Genomic DNA, 16,573 nt, shown 5'->3' with positions numbered 1-16,573 from the left:
TCTTGCTAATAACACCTATGTGTTCAAAGGTATTTTTATCATCCGACCAAAAATCAAACTCATAAACCTTCGCGTTTAGCTTGATCCCAAAAATTATCTAGTTCCTTTAAAGAACAATCTGTTAGCGTTTTATTTTGCTCTGCAACAAGCGCTTCAATTCTAGCAAACCGTCTACGGAATTTAACATTTGTTTTATTTAGAGCGATATCAGGAGACACCTTGCAATGACGAGATAGATTTGTCATTGCAAACAAAACGTCCCCCATTTCTTCTTCTATATGAGGCTGATTTTGCTCTTGAATCGCCTCTTCAAGCTCATCTAACTCTTCACGAATTTTGTCAAAAACGGGCTTAATGTCTGACCAATCAAAACCCACTTTCGATACTTTTTCCTGAATTTTAATGGCTTGCATTAAGGCTGGCATCGACACGGGCACATCCGCTAACATGCTCGTTTTTTTATCCCCTTTTTCTTGCGCCTTAATCTGCTGCCATTGCTCAGCAACTTCTTGTTCGGTAAGCGCTGTCGGCTCACCAAAACGCGTCAAGTCTGCGTCTGGAAACACATGTGGGTGACGCCGTAGCATTTTTTTAACAATACCAGCGGCCACATCTTCAAAAGAAAAGCGTTGCTCTTCGTCCGCTATTTGCGCATAAAAAACCACCTGAAACAGTAAATCGCCAAGCTCTTCTTTTAGATGCTCAAAATCTTCTCGTTCAATGGCATCTAGCACTTCATAGGTTTCTTCCAGAGTGTAAGGTGCAATCGTTTTATAGGTTTGCTTTTTATCCCACGCACACCCAAACTGCTCATCTCTCAAGCAGGTCATTAAATACTGCAACTGGGTAATGGCGTTACTCAAAAGTCTCTCTCTCTAAACACATTTAAGACATTTGGCAGCTGATTAATGCGGTGCAGCAATTTGCTTAGCACGCTTAACTCGCCTACTTCGATAGTAAAACGTATGCTCGCCGTATGATTTTCCTTTGCAGACAAGGTATTCATCGATAGTAAATTGACCTTCTCGTTGGCCAACAGACTGGTAATATCATTAAGCAAACCAGTGCGATCATAAGCTTCAACCTGAATATTTACAGGGTACTGATTGTCTAGCTCTTCACCCCAGCTTACATCAATGATTCTCTCGGGCTCATCCAATCCTAACTGCACGATATTAATACAATCTTGTCTGTGTACCGATACACCGCGCCCTTGGGTAATAAAACCAACAATATCGTCCCCAGGAATTGGCGAACAACACTTGGCCATTTGGGTAAGTAATTTGCCAACACCCAATATATGAATATCGTTATCAGACGACTTATGAAGGCTCTTTTTAAGGCGAATTGGTCGCGTTGGTGAAGTTTCGCCATTCAGGTTATAAAAGTCATCAATAACTCTTAAAACGCGTGCCAACTGTATATCGCCAGCGCCTAACGCCACATACACTTCTTCGGCATAAGAAAAATTAAAGCGCGCTGATATCGCCTGTAAATCAATACGACTATCTTCAAGCCCTAAACGTTTTAGCTGTTTATCTAGTAATTGCTTACCCGCTTCAAGGTTTTTCTCTCGATCTTCTTTTCTAAACCAATTCTGGATTTTGGCTCTTGCACGGTTAGTTTGAACATAGCCCAATGTAGGGTGGAGCCAGTCGCGACTCGGTCCACCCTCTTTCGTGGTTAGAATTTCGACTTTGTCGCCAGTTTTTAGATGCGTTACTAAAGAAATAATCTTGCCGTTTACTTTTGCACCTCGACAACGATGTCCAATTTCCGTATGGACGCGGTAAGCAAAATCAACAGGCGTAGCGTTAACTGGAAGATCGACAACATGCCCATCAGGCGTAAAAACATAAATACGATCTTGCTCTATATCACTGCGAACTTGCTCAGACAAAGACTCCAAGTCGCCTTGAACCTCATGAAAGTCCAAAATGGTACGCAGCCATTGCAATTTCTCTTCATAGCTGGTGCTGTTAGAGCTTAAATCGGTTCCTTTGTACTTCCAATGCGCACACACGCCCAGTTCTGCATCTTCATGCATTTTATGCGTACGGATTTGGATCTCCAGCGCTCGTCCTTGGGGACCAACCACTGCCGTATGCAAAGACTGGTATCCGTTAGACTTAGGATTGCTAATGTAATCATCAAATTCTTGCGGAATGGGGCGCCACAAATTATGAACAACACCAAGAACGCCATAGCACTCCATTGGTTCATCCACCAAAATACGAACAGCACGCACATCATAGACTTCATCGAAGCCTATATTTTTACGCTTCATTTTTCGCCAAATACTGTAGATGTGCTTGGCACGTCCCATTAGATCGGCGTGAATATTAATGGCTTTTAGTCGTTCATCTAGCAAAGAGATAACATCGTCAATGAATTGCTGACGATCTAAACGCTTTTCATCCAACCAGGTAGCAATACGTTTGTAGTCAGAGGGGTATAGGTAACGAAAAGACAGGTCTTCCAGCTCCCATTTTATATGACCAATGCCTAAACGATGGGCCAATGGGGCATAAACACTTTGTACTTCTAGTGCAACAGCAACACGTCGCTCTTCGCTTTGATGCTTTGCTTCTTTGATAGCACAGGCGCGTTCCGCCAATTTAATCAATACAACGCGGACGTCATCAATAATAGAAACCAGCATTTTGCGCAAAGATTCTAATTGATTTTCACTGCTTCCAAGCACCTCTGCCGCCGTGTCTGCAGTGAGGTTTTTAGAAACCTCCCCCATTTTAATGACGCCTTCGACAATCAGAGCCACCTTGCGCCCAAACATGTCCGTCACCCGGGAAATAGGCAGTTGGTCTTCTCGTACTGCACGATAGACGGCAGCCGCTACCAAGGAGTCTTGATCCGCCCGAAAGCCAGACAAAATTTCGACCATTTCTAGTCCGGCTCGAAAAGTACTTGCCTGTGGCCCCCAATAAGATGGTCTTGCAGATTGAAGTTCTGCCTGCCTAGCTAATTCACAAGCCATACGCAAAGGCACTCGAGCACTGTCATCGATTAAATGAGAAAAGTGCCCCATCCAACCATCAATATCCACGCTACCATCATCTAAAACAGGGTGATCTTTTCTTACCGTTACCATTTATCCGCCCTTCAAGTTACTTCTTTTTTTGCAACAACATCATCGTCTCTACATGGGAAGTTTGCGGAAACATGTCCATCAAACTCACCCTCAAAACACGATATCCTTTTGCAACTAGATATTCGGCATCCCTTGCTAAAGTAGAAGCATTGCAAGAAACATACAATATTTGTGTTGGTGCAATTTTTATGATGCTGTCTAAAAATTCAAATGCTCCCGCACGTGGAGGGTCCAGCAGCACTTTTGTAATTTGCTTGCTAATAAGCCCATTTTCAACCGGCTGAGTCAAGTCTGCAGCAACAAATGCGACATTATCCAATCTATTTAGTTGTGCATTGTGACGCGCAGCCTCCACCATAGAGTCTTGCACCTCAACGCCAATTACCTTTTGTGCGTACTTAGCTAAAGGCAAAGAGAAATTACCCACACCACAGAATAAATCCAACACAATGTCTCGATCATTTAACGCCAACCAATCAATCGCCTGCATCACCATTTTTTGATTCATCGCGGCATTCACTTGGATAAAGTCTTGAGGGTGATAACTCAATTTCAACCCATCAAGTTCATAATGGCGCATTTTTTCTGGCGACACCTCCGCTTTGCTCGCCTTTGGTGCTTGCCAATATAACGTAATTTGCTCGTCTTGCGCCCAGCGTTCCCACGTTTCTTTGAGCTCATCACTCACCTCAAAGTTCAATCGAAACAACACGGATACGCCTTTTGTATCTTCTAACAATTCAATGTGCCCAAGCAAACCCGCTAACTCACTTTGTAATAACGCAGTTTTTAGTGACAAAAAAATGGTTTGCAAAGGAGCAGTAAGCACAACACATTGATCAATAGAAACGATATCGCTTGAGGACTTGCCACGAAACCCCATTGCCAGTTGGCCTTTCTTTTGCTCAATGGCTATTCGGGCTCGGCGACGGTACTGTGTTGGCGCATCAACCAGAGACTCAAAATCTTGCATTGTCGCTACTTTGCGCAACTGTCCTTGCAGCCAATCATGTTTGGCAGCTAATTGCTTTTCATCGGCTAAATGCTGAAAGCTACAACCACCACAAATAGAAAAATGTGGGCAAGCAGGCTCAACTCGGTAATCACTTGGCTCAATAATCGAATGCAAAGCGGCTTCATCAAAACGACGTCCAGCTTTAGTCACTTGCGCAGTCACTGATTCACCAGGTAAAGCACCTTCGATAAAGGTCACTTTACCATTCAGGCGAGCAACGCCTTTGGCTTCATGAGTAATGCCTTCCACATGGTAAGTCTGGACGGGGCCCAATACCTGGGGTTTGCTTGTTCGGCGAGGGGGTGTTCTTCTTCTCAAAGGTGGCTCTCTTGTTCCTGAATATAGGATAAATGCATATCTATTCTATCTCATCTGTAGATAGAACTGTACGCGAAAGCAAGCCTTAATAGCCATTGATCACTCAGCCATCAAACACGCCAGTCGACAGATAACGATCTCCGCGGTCACACACAATCGCGACAATCACGGCATCCGTTAGCTGCCTAGACAATTCCATCGCTATCGCAACAGAACCACCCGAAGACACACCGCAAAAAATACCCTCCTCTTTCGCCAAACGACGCATTGTTGTCTCAGCGGCCTCTTGCGACACATCCATAATGGTGTCCACTCGGCTATCGTCAAAGATTGAAGGCAAATACTCTTTTGGCCAACGACGGATACCTGGGATACTTGAACCATCTTGAGGCTGAAGACCAACAATTTGGATGTCTTTATTCTGCTCTTTCAAATAATGTGACACTCCCATAATGGTGCCCGTGGTGCCCATTGAACTCACAAAGTGTGTCACGGCTCCTTGTGTTTGTTGCCAAATCTCAGGCCCTGTTGTGAGATAATGCGCATTAGGATTGTCTTGGTTTGCAAACTGATTCAATACAATACCAACACCTTCATCTTGCATTTCTTGAGCAAGATCACGGGCTCTTTCCATACCCTCTTCTTTTGTCACTAAGTGCAAGATGGCGCCATAAGCCGTCATCGCTGACTTTCGCTCTTGGCTCATGTTATCCGGCATAATCAGGTGCATTTTATAGCCCTTAATGGCTGCCGCCATCGCCAAGGCAATCCCAGTATTACCACTTGTCGCCTCAATTAAACTATCACCTGGCTTAATGTCTCCGCGAAGTTCAGCCTGAAGAATCATATTCAATGCAGGGCGGTCTTTTACTGATCCTGCTGGGTTTTGGCCTTCAAGCTTTAATAAAATCGTATTACTTGGATTTGGGTTGATGCGCTGCAAGCGAACCAGAGGAGTGTGTCCAATTAAGGACTCGATGCTAGGGTATTGGATCATAAAAAACTTCATTGACATTGATGACTGAGGGAATGAAACTTAACGCTATGGGCCTATTTAAGAACACTTACGCCCAACAGTACAATAAGAAAGCGTTATAAACTTAGTGTTAGTTTCTCATTTTGAAAAATAAAACAGGTTACTCTATCTTTTTAGGTAGGTAAAATCTGCTGTTTGCACTTCACTTGGACTAACCCTATGCGCGCTACACGCTTTCTCACATTGCTCTTTTTGTTACTAGTAATAAGCGGCTGCAACAAGCCTGCGGAAGACCTCACAGAGCTAAGCAACGCAGAATTACGTAAAAATTGGCGAGCATGCGCTTACCTAGACTCGGCATCCGGTGACGAAATAGCGGCATGCGAAAATTATGAAAAAGAATGCGACACACGCAAAGAACAAGGCCGCTTAGCATGCTACTAACCTTTTATATCTATGGCTCGCACAATGAAAATTCCTTTTATTAATATCACTTCACTGAGCCTAAGCAGCAAGTTGTTTTGGGTGTTATTCACTCCTTCTTTCATTATCTCTTTGATGGTCACCATCTTCTTATTATCTACGCGTTTCAATGATCTAAATCGCAACCTACATGAGCAATCACGCCACATAACAGAACAAGTCTCCACAACGAGCGCCTATGCCATTGTGTTCTCTGACCAAAACATGATGTATCGGATTCTACAAAACGCACTTAACAACCCAAATATAAGTAGTGTCCAACTCTACAACAGTGAACAAAAAGCCATCGCCGAACTAGGCAAACCATCGATACAAAACAGTCCTTTTTTTCCCGAAAAAAATGAAGTGATCGAATACGAAGACCGCCTCGAATCTATTAGCGCTATCTACTATACCAGTAACTCTCTGGACGGTATTTTCAACAGTCAAACTGACCTTTTCAACACCCAAGATCAGCGCAGCCTAATTGGCTGGGTCAGAGTGGAGGCAAATAAAGCCACTGTGCAATTAGAAAAATACCAGTACTCCAGCTTAGTCATTTTTATCTTTCTGCTTTTTAACGTTGCCATGATATTAGGCGCATTCCATGCGTCAAAAATCCTCACCCAACCCATAAACAAACTGGCTTCAGCATTAAGTAAACTGGTCAAAGGTCAATTTTCCACAGCGAAGCTGATGAAACTACCAGCAGAATACACCTCCATACAAAGAGACTTACTCGATTTGACGGAAAGGCTGGAGCACCATAATGAAGAGCTCGTCTCGGGCATTGAACAAGCCACAGAAGACATTCGTCGTAGCTTAGATAGCATGGAAGAAAAAAGCGCCCAGTTGCACATAGCCAACCGCGAGGCAATGGAGTCCAACCGCTTAAAGTCGCAATTTTTAGCCAACATAAGCCACGAGGTAAGAACCCCTCTAAACGCTATCCTCGGCTATACAAAAACCCTGCAAAAAGACATAAAAGACCCTCAACACCGCCTTTATGTGAACACCATTGAGCAATCTACCAACAGCCTACTGGCGGTTATCGGTGATATTTTGGATTTCTCTAAAATTGAAGCAGGCAAGCTTAGCTTAGAAAGCAACCATTTCAATCTTAAAACCTTAATAGACGATGTTTACCAGACATTAAGTATCAACTTACTCAACAAAGAAAAGCACATCGATTTAGTCCCAGAGTTTGGCTTAGATGTACCGGAATGGTTTATTGGTGACAGCACCCGAATACGACAAATTTTAACCAACCTAATCGGTAATGCGATTAAATTCACCCATCAAGGTTCGGTGAGAACCCGTGTCGCTATTGCGACTGAGAACGATCAAGATATCACCCTGTCTTTTCAAATTATCGATACCGGCATTGGCATTGCAGAAAACAAAATTCATCGTTTATTCAAGCCTTTTTCACAAGTCGATACCAGCACCACTCGACAGTTTGGCGGAACAGGGTTAGGTTTGGTTATAACCAAAAAGCTCGTTGAACAAATGAACGGCAAAATTGAAATAAGCAGTGACCCAAGTATTGGCTCCACCTTTCGCTTTACAATCACACTGAAAAAATCGACCAAAACCCAAAGTGACAAAACATCACTTGGACTTCATACCCTCATACTGGAACCTAGCTCCACCTATAAAAGCTATCTAAACAACTATTTACAGAGTATTGGGGTCAGTTGCAGTATATGCTCAGATATCGAGCAAACCGTTGCACTTTTAAACAAACAGCACGACAAAATAGATGCCATTCTATTGAGCGTTGTACCAAATGAACAAAGCATTTATGAAATCCGGGAACTCATCACGTATTCGACCCAGCAGTTCTCTATTCCATGCATTCTGATGATCCAACCACCAGGCCAAATTACACATTACCCAGACTTAAAAGATATTTGCAGTGACATTTTGCTAAAGCCAATCAGTCATGATCGCCTTTATCATGCTTTGCAAAACTTAGGGCATAATCCGATCACCACCTCTCAACCTCAAAAAACCAATGCTCAACGAGACAAGATTAAAGGCCTCAGCATACTTGCGGTCGATGACTCGCCAATCAATTTACAATTGCTTAACCATTGGCTCATTCCGATCGGACTCGATGTCACCTTAGCCTACAGCGGACAACAAGCCTTAGACCTAGCGATGAATAAACATTTCGACTTGGTTTTTATGGATATACAAATGCCAGAAATGGATGGCATGGAAACTACCCAGCATTTAAGACAACTCGACGCCTACAAAAACACGCCTATCATCGCCCTAACAGCCCATGCTTTAGGGTCAGAGCAGCAACAAATGCTCAGCAGTGGGATGAATGCCTATCTTACCAAGCCCATTGACGAAGAGCTTCTCATTAGCACGATCGAAAAATGGTGCTCCAATACCGACACCTTTCAAGATCAAGTCAATGCAAAGCTAGTTGATATATTTGACTTAGAAAAAGCATTATCTATTGTCGACGGCAAAGAAGAGATTGCAAAAGAAATGTTCGATATGCTGGCTGATTCCCTAAGCGCAGAGAAGAAGCTGATTAAGCATCACTTAGAAAACCAAGATACTAAAAAACTTATTGAAGTGGTTCACCGAATACACGGTGCATCAAAATACACAGGTACAGTAAATATCGCGAGACACGCAAATTTCCTTGAAACCCATCTAAAGGAACTCGGCATGGAAGACGCCGAGGGCGTCACCGAGGACTTTTTAGAAGCCATCGATGAACTGCTTGATCATCGCCAGCTTATTCCTTGGAATCAAGCCTTAGATTCAAGTACTACAAAGGCCTGAGCATACGCCCTTTCATCCGTTAAACTTACATGCCATGAAATAGGAAAATCATAACGAGCCGCAATAGCATCATCAACAACAAGAATCGGCTGACCTGTGGGCAAATTCATAACACTAAAGTGCTGAAAACTCACACCAGAACCAATTCCCGTACCCAATGCCTTTACTGCGGCTTCTTTTGCGGCAAAACGTTTCGCGACATAGGCAATGGCCTTATCTTCATTACTAATAGCTTGCCAACATTTTTTCTCGTCCGCACTCAAAATGCGATCAACAAAACGCTCTCCCAAACGAGTGATAGATTGCGCAATACGGGCAATTTCTACTAAGTCCGTTCCAACACCAATAATCAAGATATAACCTCTTCACTCAACTCAAACTTTCAACGTACGGAAAATTGGCACACCCAAATGCAACTCTCCTTGGAAGGACTGTTTTGGCAATAAACGCCTTGCAACGATAGGCTTACCATTTAACAAGCTGTCCAACCAATTACGATGCAATTCTTTGGCAAGGCTTAACACCTGCTTATCTGTCCATTTCCCCGCTTGATAATCAAGCGCGACCTGCCCTTCTACAAACAACATAGGCAAGAGTTTCGGCTTCTCGCCATAATATGGACGCAAGCCAAACTTATAGTGAAATTGATAGAGCTGCTTCGCGTCTATCAACTCACCACGGCTTGTGGAAAGCATATTAATAGCCACCCCTAATTCGGAGAACAACCCGACTTCAAAACGTCGTAACAAAGGCGCTATTGGCGCTCCTGCGTACAAGCTTTCAATAAGCCATTTATACAGCTCATACACATCAGGCAAGGGAAGATTAATCGGGAGCAGCTTTTCCAGCAACTCATGCACATAAAGCGCAGCATACAAGGGCAATCCCTCAAGAGCAGAAGCAGACGTAATAGATTCTAAGCTTTTCACTGTCTTTAAGTCGCTACGGCCAGAAAACTCCATTTCATAACACAAAAAAGGCCCAGGTATGACCCGAGCCTCTTTTTTAGGTAATCGCCACACGCCTCTTACCAAACCTTGCTCAAGGGTTAATACATCGAGCAAAATTTTGTTATCCTGAAAAGGACGAGTGTGGATAACATACGCAGATACGCGCATCGGAATTACTCTTCCTGATAACCTAAACTGGCTAGCGCACGTTCATCATCAGACCAGCCAGAACGAATCTTAATCCAAAGATTCAGCATCACTTTATGTTGAAACAGATTCTCCATATCAATACGCGCTTCTTTGCCGATGAGCTTAATTTTTTCGCCACGCTCACCAATAATGATACGCTTTTGGCCATTCCGCTCTACCAAGATTAACGCACTAATATGAATAGCAGACTCTTCGAAAACGAATTCTTCAATTTGCACAGCCACTTCATATGGCACTTCCTGGCCAAGCTGACGAGTAATCTTTTCACGAACGATTTCTGCCGCAAGGAAACGAGAACTACGATTGGTAATTTGATCTTCTGGGTAAAATTGCGTGCCTTCTGGAATATAGCTCTCAACCAAACGCTCTAAACGATCAAGGTTATTATTACGTAACGCTGATATCGGCACTATTTGCGCAAAATTCATTCGGTCAGATAAATTTGCCAAGCGTGGCAACAGGCTTTCTTTTTGATCTAGTTGATCAACCTTATTTACCACCAAAATAACCGGGCAACGCGCATGCTTAACCTTCTGAAGAACAGACTCATCTTCTTCAGTCCAACGGTCAGCATCGATAACAAACAAAACAACATCCACGTCTTTCAAAGCCGCTGCGGCGGTTTTGTTCATAATTCGGTTAATTGCTTTTGCCTCACCGAGATGCAGCCCAGGAGTGTCAACATAAATAGCTTGAACATGCCCTTCGGTCTTTACACCAAGAATTTGGTCACGAGTCGTTTGCGGCTTACGCGAAGTAATCGACAGTTTTTGACCCAAGATATGGTTAAGCAAAGTGGATTTACCCACATTAGGGCGACCAACAATGGCAATATAACCACAGTGTGTAATTTCAACGTCAGACATCTTTCTTTTCCAATTGTTTCAGTGCTTTTGAAGCGGCATTTTGCTCCGCAATACGGCGGCTATTACCTTTCCCTTCAATAGCGTCTTCACAGAGTTCTATATAACAGTGAACATGAAACGTCTGGTCATGTGGCTCACCAACAATGTCTACCACATCATACTGAGGCAAAGCATGCTTACGGGCTTGTAAATACTCTTGTAGACGCGTTTTGGCATCCTTCGTAACGACTTTCAAAGATGTCGCATCTAAACGTTCTTTGTACCATGACAATATGTGCTCTCGACAAACATCCATGCCGGCATCCAAATACATAGCACCAATAATGCCTTCTACCGTATCTGCCAGAATAGAGTCACGTCTAAAGCCACCGCTTTTTAATTCGCCAGCACCCAGCTTCAAATAGTCGCCTAGTTGAAATTCACGAGCGAGTTCAGCTAGCGTGTCACCTTTCACCAAAGAGGCACGCAAGCGGCTCAATTCACCTTCCTTAGCTTTTGGAAAACGATGAAATAGGTCTTCAGCGATCACATAGTTAAGAATCGAGTCACCTAAAAATTCAAGGCGCTCATTATTTTTTCCACCAAAACTACGATGCGTTAGCGCCAGCTCAAGCAGTCCAAGGTCGGCAAAAAAGTAACCTATTCGCCGACTCAGCTTCTGATACAATGAACTCAAAATTTCTCCAAAAAATACTTATTCAATCAAACCGTTATTTTTAAAACTTGGAATACTGAAAAACTCATCCCAATGTAACCACACGTAAAAAGCGCGGCCTTTCATATTCTCATCAGGAACAAAGCCCCAGAATCGGCTATCTGCGCTATTATCTCGATTATCTCCCATTACAAAGTAATGACCTTCAGGAACCGTCCATTCTCCTTCATGGGGAGTAAATCGGAAACTATTATAAATCTCGTGCTGCACGCCACCTAAGTTTTCGTTAAATAGCTCAACCGGCTCTTGATCCGGGTTCAACGACACAGGCAACTTAGCTAAAAACTCTTTACTCACTTGCTTGCCATTTATCGTTAAGATCTTATTGCGATAAACAACATGATCACCAGGCAAGCCCACCAAACGTTTAATATAGTTTAAATCAGGTTTTAGCGGGTACTTAAAAACCACTACATCACCACGTTTTGGCTCTGTGGTAGGAATAATAGTGGTATTGAGTACTGGCAAACGAAGTCCGTAATCAAATTTATTCACCAGAATAAAGTCACCAATCTTTAACGTCGGCAACATAGAACCTGATGGGATCTGAAAAGGTTCGACGACAAAAGAGCGCAGACCAAAAATAATTGCGATTATGACAAAATAAGACTTAACCTCTACAACAAATTTAGGGGTTTGCGCCAATCTTTCTTTCGCATCTTTGTCTAAAGCACTGCGCGCCTCTGTCGCCATGCTCGCCAGAACCTGTTTGCGTTTTGGTAAATATACAATGCGGTCGTAAACCCAAAAAACACCGGTTACCAAAAACGCAATCGCCAGTATCAATTCGAAATCAAAACTCATACTTCATTTCTCCGCCTTGGTGCGCTCGTGCGCACCAGTTGATTTTCTGGCTAGCTATCAAGCTGCAAAACCGCAAGGAAAGCAGACTGTGGCACTTCAACGTTGCCCACCTGCTTCATGCGTTTTTTACCTTCTTTTTGTTTCTGTAGCAATTTCTTCTTACGACTCACGTCACCGCCATAACATTTCGCTATAACGTTTTTACGCAACGCTTTGACCGTTGTTCGCGAAATGATTTTCGCGCCAACCGCACCCTGAATGGCAACATCAAACATCTGACGAGGAATCAGATCTTTCATTTTTTCACACAAAGCACGCCCTCTGAACTGAACGTTATCTTTATGCATAATCAAGGCTAATGCATCAACACGCTCACCATTGATAAGTATATCCAAACGGCACAACGGAGCAGGACTAAAGTGAGAGAAGTTGTAATCCAACGAGGCAAAACCACGGCTACAAGACTTCAATTTATCAAAGAAATCCATTACCACTTCGTTCATTGGCAACTCATAACGCAGTTGCACCTGACGACCAACGTACAACATGTCTTTTTGAATGCCACGCTTTTCCACACACAAAGTAATCACGTTCCCCAAGTATTCCTGTGGAACCAAAATATTGGCTTCAACAATAGGTTCACGCATTTCTTTAATAGTGCCAGGGTCAGGCATTTTAGATGGGCTATCAACATTGATAACCTCACCATTGTTTAATTCAACTTCAAAAACTACCGTTGGCGCTGTCGTGATCAAATCGAGATCGTATTCACGCTCTAAGCGTTCTTGGATGATTTCCATATGCAACATCCCTAGGAAGCCACAGCGGAAACCAAAACCCAATGCGTCTGAGCTTTCAGGTTCAAAGAACAAGGAAGCATCATTTAGGGTTAATTTATCCAAGGCAACACGGAAATCTTCGTATTGGTCAGAGCTTACAGGGAAAACACCAGCGTATACTTGCGGCTTAACTTTCTGGAAACCAGACAATTGAGGCACATCAGGAGTCGATGAGTGTGTAATAGTGTCACCAACAGGTGCGCCATGAATGTCTTTGATACCAGCAACAACATAACCCACTTCACCAGCGCGCAGAATACCAGTTTCTTTACGCTTAGGCGTAAAAATACCCGTCATATCAACAGGGTGAGTTTGTTTAGTCGATTTAATATAAATCTTGTCTTTCTTACGTAATGTTCCTTGCTTGATACGAACAAGAGAAACAACGCCTAGGTAATTATCAAACCATGAATCAATTATAAGCGCTTGAAGCGGCGCATCTACGTCACCTTCTGGTGGTGGTATAGTCGCAACCAATCGCTCCAATACATCATCAACCCCCATGCCTGTCTTTGCAGAACAAGTCACAGCATTCATGGCATCAATACCAATGATCTCTTCAATTTCTGCACAAACACGTTCAGGCTCAGCCTGAGGCAAATCGATTTTGTTCAAGACTGGCATAACTTCGAGGCCTTGCTCGATAGCGGTATAACAGTTTGCAACAGATTGAGCTTCAACACCTTGCGCCGCATCCACTACCAATAATGCGCCTTCACAAGCAGCCAGTGAGCGTGATACTTCATACGAGAAATCTACGTGTCCAGGAGTATCGATGAAGTTCAACTGATAGACCTGACCATCTTTCGCATGGTAATCCAGCGTGACGCTCTGCGCCTTGATGGTAATGCCTCGTTCACGCTCAATGTCCATTGAGTCGAGAACCTGAGCCGACATCTCACGCTCGCTCAAGCCTTCACAAGTCTGAATGAAGCGATCGGCTAATGTCGATTTCCCATGGTCAATGTGGGCGATGATACTAAAATTGCGTATGTGCTTAAGATTATTGGAAGACACTATTTACTCACACTTAAAAAGCGATATTTGAATGATTTCCTGTTGATAAATAAGCCACATATGCACACATTTTCATCAAAATGGCGTTCAAATTGAGCTCCATTACCATGTTTGTACTATGAAAAAGCTTATCAACACATTTTCAGGATAGAAATTGGCGAGCATTCTACCGAAAATCGAGCGTGGACTCCATTTATTTCAGCGGTCAAGCCAGAAGAGCCCAGCAAGTTAAGTCAATGCATAGGATTAAGGCAACACAATCCCTCTTTCTTTTAAGACTCGTTCAACCGTGTCGACGGTGGCTTGTGTGTGAGAATCAATTTCAAGATTGACTCTGTCGCCCACACTGAGCATTCCAAACGTTGTTAACCTTAGTGTTTCTGGGATTAACGACACCTCTAACCAATCATCACCAATGTCGCTGATGGTCAAACTCGCGCCATTCAAGCCAACATAACCCTTATCAAATAAATAGCGTCGTGCATCGACGTCATGTTGGCGATCTGTCGTAAAGCGGATATGAACACTTTCTTCGATTTTTTCAATACGCGTGACACAAACAGACGTCATGATGTGACCAGACATAACATGCCCGCCTATTTCATCACCCATGCGCGCCGCACGTTCAAAGTTGACCGTATCACCCGCCTGCAATAAACCAATATTGGTTAATGCTAACGTGGTATCAATCACATCAAACGTTAAAACATCATGGCCAATCTCAGCAACGGTTAAACAAACACCATTAATCGCAACACTAGCCCCTAACTGCTGCCCCAACATCACACCCGCTGGGAAGACAATTTCTAGTCGTTTATTACGACCAACTTGGCTTGTACTTTGAACCGTTGCAGTACCTTGAACAATACCCGTAAACATAAAGAATCCTCATTCATAGGTGAAAAAATGTGCGGTATGACGAACTTAATGCTGGCCACCAGCGAGACTGAAGAAGAAATGAACACTTTTATTCAAAGCTGCATCAGAACTGGTTTTGAGCAAGTTATCACAGTGTCACCAATAGGGTTATCCACAGGTTACGGGGATAACAGTTTCTTCACAAAAAGATAAAACTAAACCTTACTAATGCGCCCATTTTATCCATTTTCAAGTTGGCAGTAAGCATTGCTCGGTAAAATTAAAAAAAAAGCCGCTTCATCATAAGCGGCTTTTCGGTCTATACGGGAGAGAAACCTAGTCTATTCGCACTACTTCTCAGATAGGGCGTCAATCATGCCCTGAGTCACCAAGACAATCCCATCAGAACTACGATAAAAACGCTCAGCATCTGCAACAGCATCTTCACCAATTACTGTTCCTTCGGGTATATGGCAATCGGAATCCACCACCACTTTGTTTAAGCGACAATTACGACCTATATCACAACGAGGCAAAATAACGGATTTATTCACATGTGAGTATGAATTGACTCGCACATTGTTGAACAAGATAGACTGCTCGACTGTAGAACCTGAAACAATACACCCAGCCGATACAACAGAATTCAACGCCGTACCAATACGTTCTTCGTAATTGTAATTAAACTTAGCGGCAGGACGTTGATATTGGGTGGTACGAATAGGCCAATCTTCGTCGTACAAATCCAATTCAGGGACTAAACGGGTCAAATCCATATTGGCTTCCCAATACGCAGTCAAAGTACCAACATCGCGCCAGTAAGGTTTGTCTGGGTAGCTTTTATTATCAATCACACTGTTAGCAAAGTGGTGAGCTTTTATTTTGCTTCTGCCGACAAAAAGAGGGATCAAATCTTTACCAAAATCATGGCTCGACGCATCATCACTGGCATCAGAGCGCAGATTCTCAGATAAAAATTTTGTATTGAAAATATATATTCCCATACTAGCAAGAGACACATCGGGTTTGCCCGGCATAGTAGGAGGATTAGAGGGTTTCTCTTCAAAAGCGATGATGTTGTCATTGTCATCGACATGCATAATGCCAAACTGATCCGCTTCTGCCAAAGGAACTTGAATACACGCAACAGTGACATCGGCACCACTGTCTATGTGCTCTTGCAACATAACACTATAATCTTGCTTATAAACATGGTCACCGGCAAGAATTAAAATATATTCACTTTCCAAGCCGTTAATCATGCTTAAGTTTTGATAAACAGCATCTGCTGTTCCACGATACCAATCGCCTCCAGTCTGCTGCTGAGCAGGCCAGAGTTCAATAAACTCATTAAAATCGGAACGCAAGAAGTTCCAACCACGTTGCACATGTTGATTTAAAGTATGAGACCGATATTGAGTTAAAACGGCGATTCGTCTCATACCTGAATTCATGCAGTTAGAAAGCGGAAAATCGATAATTTTATACTTACCCGCAATCGGGACAGCGGGCTTAGAGCGGTTATCCGTCAATTGCTTTAATCTTGAGCCACGTCCACCGGCTAAAATAATGGACAAAGTTTTCATACGCGCCGTATTTAAATCCATGTAATGCCCTTAAAATTTT

Annotated in this window: 14 protein-coding genes; 2 read left to right on the top strand and 12 right to left on the bottom strand. The window is 43.1% G+C overall.

Going from position 1 to position 16,573, the window contains the following annotated elements; all coding sequences use genetic code 11:
- Window positions 1–59: 59 nt before the first annotated feature.
- The 4 genes from mazG to cysM all read right to left on the bottom strand — a co-directional run bounded on the left by mazG (window position 60) and on the right by cysM (window position 5,439).
- Window positions 60–863, bottom strand: a complete 804-nt coding sequence (gene mazG / locus DFP75_RS16565) for a nucleoside triphosphate pyrophosphohydrolase (RefSeq protein ID WP_110577164.1) — start codon at window positions 861–863, stop codon at window positions 60–62.
- Window positions 860–3,109, bottom strand: coding sequence for a GTP diphosphokinase (gene relA / locus DFP75_RS16560; protein ID WP_110577163.1), 2,250 nt, complete (start codon window positions 3,107–3,109; stop codon window positions 860–862). The genes mazG and relA overlap by 4 nt, the downstream gene beginning before the upstream one ends.
- A gap of 16 nt (window positions 3,110–3,125) precedes the next feature.
- Window positions 3,126–4,397, bottom strand: coding sequence for a 23S rRNA (uracil(1939)-C(5))-methyltransferase RlmD (gene rlmD, locus DFP75_RS16555; RefSeq protein WP_245927083.1), 1,272 nt, complete (start codon window positions 4,395–4,397; stop codon window positions 3,126–3,128).
- A 148-nt stretch (window positions 4,398–4,545) separates the two neighbouring features.
- Entirely contained in the window at window positions 4,546–5,439 is an 894-nt protein-coding gene (gene cysM, locus DFP75_RS16550) for a cysteine synthase CysM (protein ID WP_110577161.1), read from the bottom strand.
- A gap of 198 nt (window positions 5,440–5,637) precedes the next feature.
- Here cysM and DFP75_RS16545 point away from each other — a divergent pair, with 198 nt between their 5' ends.
- Both DFP75_RS16545 and DFP75_RS16540 read left to right on the top strand, forming a co-directional pair.
- Window positions 5,638–5,862, top strand: coding sequence for a hypothetical protein (locus DFP75_RS16545; RefSeq protein WP_110577160.1), 225 nt, complete (start codon window positions 5,638–5,640; stop codon window positions 5,860–5,862).
- Window positions 5,863–5,886: 24 nt separating this feature from the next.
- Window positions 5,887–8,688, top strand: coding sequence for a response regulator (locus DFP75_RS16540; protein WP_110577159.1), 2,802 nt, complete (start codon window positions 5,887–5,889; stop codon window positions 8,686–8,688).
- Here DFP75_RS16540 and acpS read toward each other — a convergent pair.
- The 8 genes from acpS to glgC form a co-directional block, all read right to left on the bottom strand.
- A complete protein-coding gene (acpS, locus tag DFP75_RS16535; RefSeq protein ID WP_110577158.1) occupies window positions 8,655–9,041 on the bottom strand; it encodes a holo-ACP synthase in 387 nt (128 codons plus the stop codon). The two genes, DFP75_RS16540 and acpS, sit on opposite strands and share 34 nt — an antisense overlap.
- Before the next feature lie 21 nt (window positions 9,042–9,062).
- On the bottom strand, window positions 9,063–9,806 hold the full coding sequence (gene recO, locus DFP75_RS16530) for a DNA repair protein RecO (protein ID WP_110577157.1): 744 nt from the start codon (window positions 9,804–9,806) through the stop codon (window positions 9,063–9,065).
- Window positions 9,807–9,811: 5 nt separating this feature from the next.
- Window positions 9,812–10,714 carry a GTPase Era gene (gene era, locus DFP75_RS16525; RefSeq protein ID WP_110577156.1) on the bottom strand — a complete coding sequence of 301 codons (903 nt, stop codon included), beginning with the start codon at window positions 10,712–10,714 and terminating at the stop codon, window positions 9,812–9,814.
- Window positions 10,707–11,390, bottom strand: coding sequence for a ribonuclease III (gene rnc / locus DFP75_RS16520; RefSeq protein ID WP_110577155.1), 684 nt, complete (start codon window positions 11,388–11,390; stop codon window positions 10,707–10,709). Before rnc ends, era begins: the two co-directional genes overlap by 8 nt.
- 18 nt (window positions 11,391–11,408) lie before the next feature.
- Entirely contained in the window at window positions 11,409–12,233 is an 825-nt protein-coding gene (gene lepB / locus DFP75_RS16515) for a signal peptidase I (protein ID WP_110577154.1), read from the bottom strand.
- Window positions 12,234–12,283: 50 nt separating this feature from the next.
- Window positions 12,284–14,089 carry a translation elongation factor 4 gene (gene lepA, locus DFP75_RS16510; protein ID WP_110577153.1) on the bottom strand — a complete coding sequence of 602 codons (1,806 nt, stop codon included), beginning with the start codon at window positions 14,087–14,089 and terminating at the stop codon, window positions 12,284–12,286.
- A gap of 246 nt (window positions 14,090–14,335) precedes the next feature.
- A complete protein-coding gene (locus tag DFP75_RS16505) occupies window positions 14,336–14,968 on the bottom strand; it encodes a riboflavin synthase subunit alpha (protein ID WP_110577152.1) in 633 nt (210 codons plus the stop codon).
- Window positions 14,969–15,297: 329 nt separating this feature from the next.
- Window positions 15,298–16,554, bottom strand: coding sequence for a glucose-1-phosphate adenylyltransferase (glgC, locus tag DFP75_RS16500; RefSeq protein ID WP_110577151.1), 1,257 nt, complete (start codon window positions 16,552–16,554; stop codon window positions 15,298–15,300).
- Window positions 16,555–16,573 lie beyond the last annotated feature (19 nt).

This window comes from Marinomonas alcarazii (genome assembly GCF_003208215.1).
GTDB lineage: Bacteria > Pseudomonadota > Gammaproteobacteria > Pseudomonadales > Marinomonadaceae > Marinomonas > Marinomonas alcarazii.
Note: the sequence above shows the minus strand (reverse complement) of the source record. Positions and strands in the feature narration are given on the sequence as shown.

Bases quoted from the DNA above. Each gene is read 5' to 3' on its own strand.
- relA (WP_110577163.1), bottom strand. From the start codon at position 3,109: ATGGTAACGGTAAGAAAAGATCACCCTGTTTTAGATGATGGTAGCGTG.
- glgC (WP_110577151.1), bottom strand. From the start codon at position 16,554: ATGGATTTAAATACGGCGCGTATGAAAACTTTGTCCATTATTTTAGCC.
- era (WP_110577156.1), bottom strand. From the start codon at position 10,714: ATGTCTGACGTTGAAATTACACACTGTGGTTATATTGCCATTGTTGGT.
- DFP75_RS16505 (WP_110577152.1), bottom strand. From the start codon at position 14,968: ATGTTTACGGGTATTGTTCAAGGTACTGCAACGGTTCAAAGTACAAGC.
- DFP75_RS16540 (WP_110577159.1), top strand. From the start codon at position 5,887: ATGAAAATTCCTTTTATTAATATCACTTCACTGAGCCTAAGCAGCAAG.
- DFP75_RS16545 (WP_110577160.1), top strand. From the start codon at position 5,638: ATGCGCGCTACACGCTTTCTCACATTGCTCTTTTTGTTACTAGTAATA.
- recO (WP_110577157.1), bottom strand. From the start codon at position 9,806: ATGCGCGTATCTGCGTATGTTATCCACACTCGTCCTTTTCAGGATAAC.
- cysM (WP_110577161.1), bottom strand. From the start codon at position 5,439: ATGATCCAATACCCTAGCATCGAGTCCTTAATTGGACACACTCCTCTG.
- lepB (WP_110577154.1), bottom strand. From the start codon at position 12,233: ATGAGTTTTGATTTCGAATTGATACTGGCGATTGCGTTTTTGGTAACC.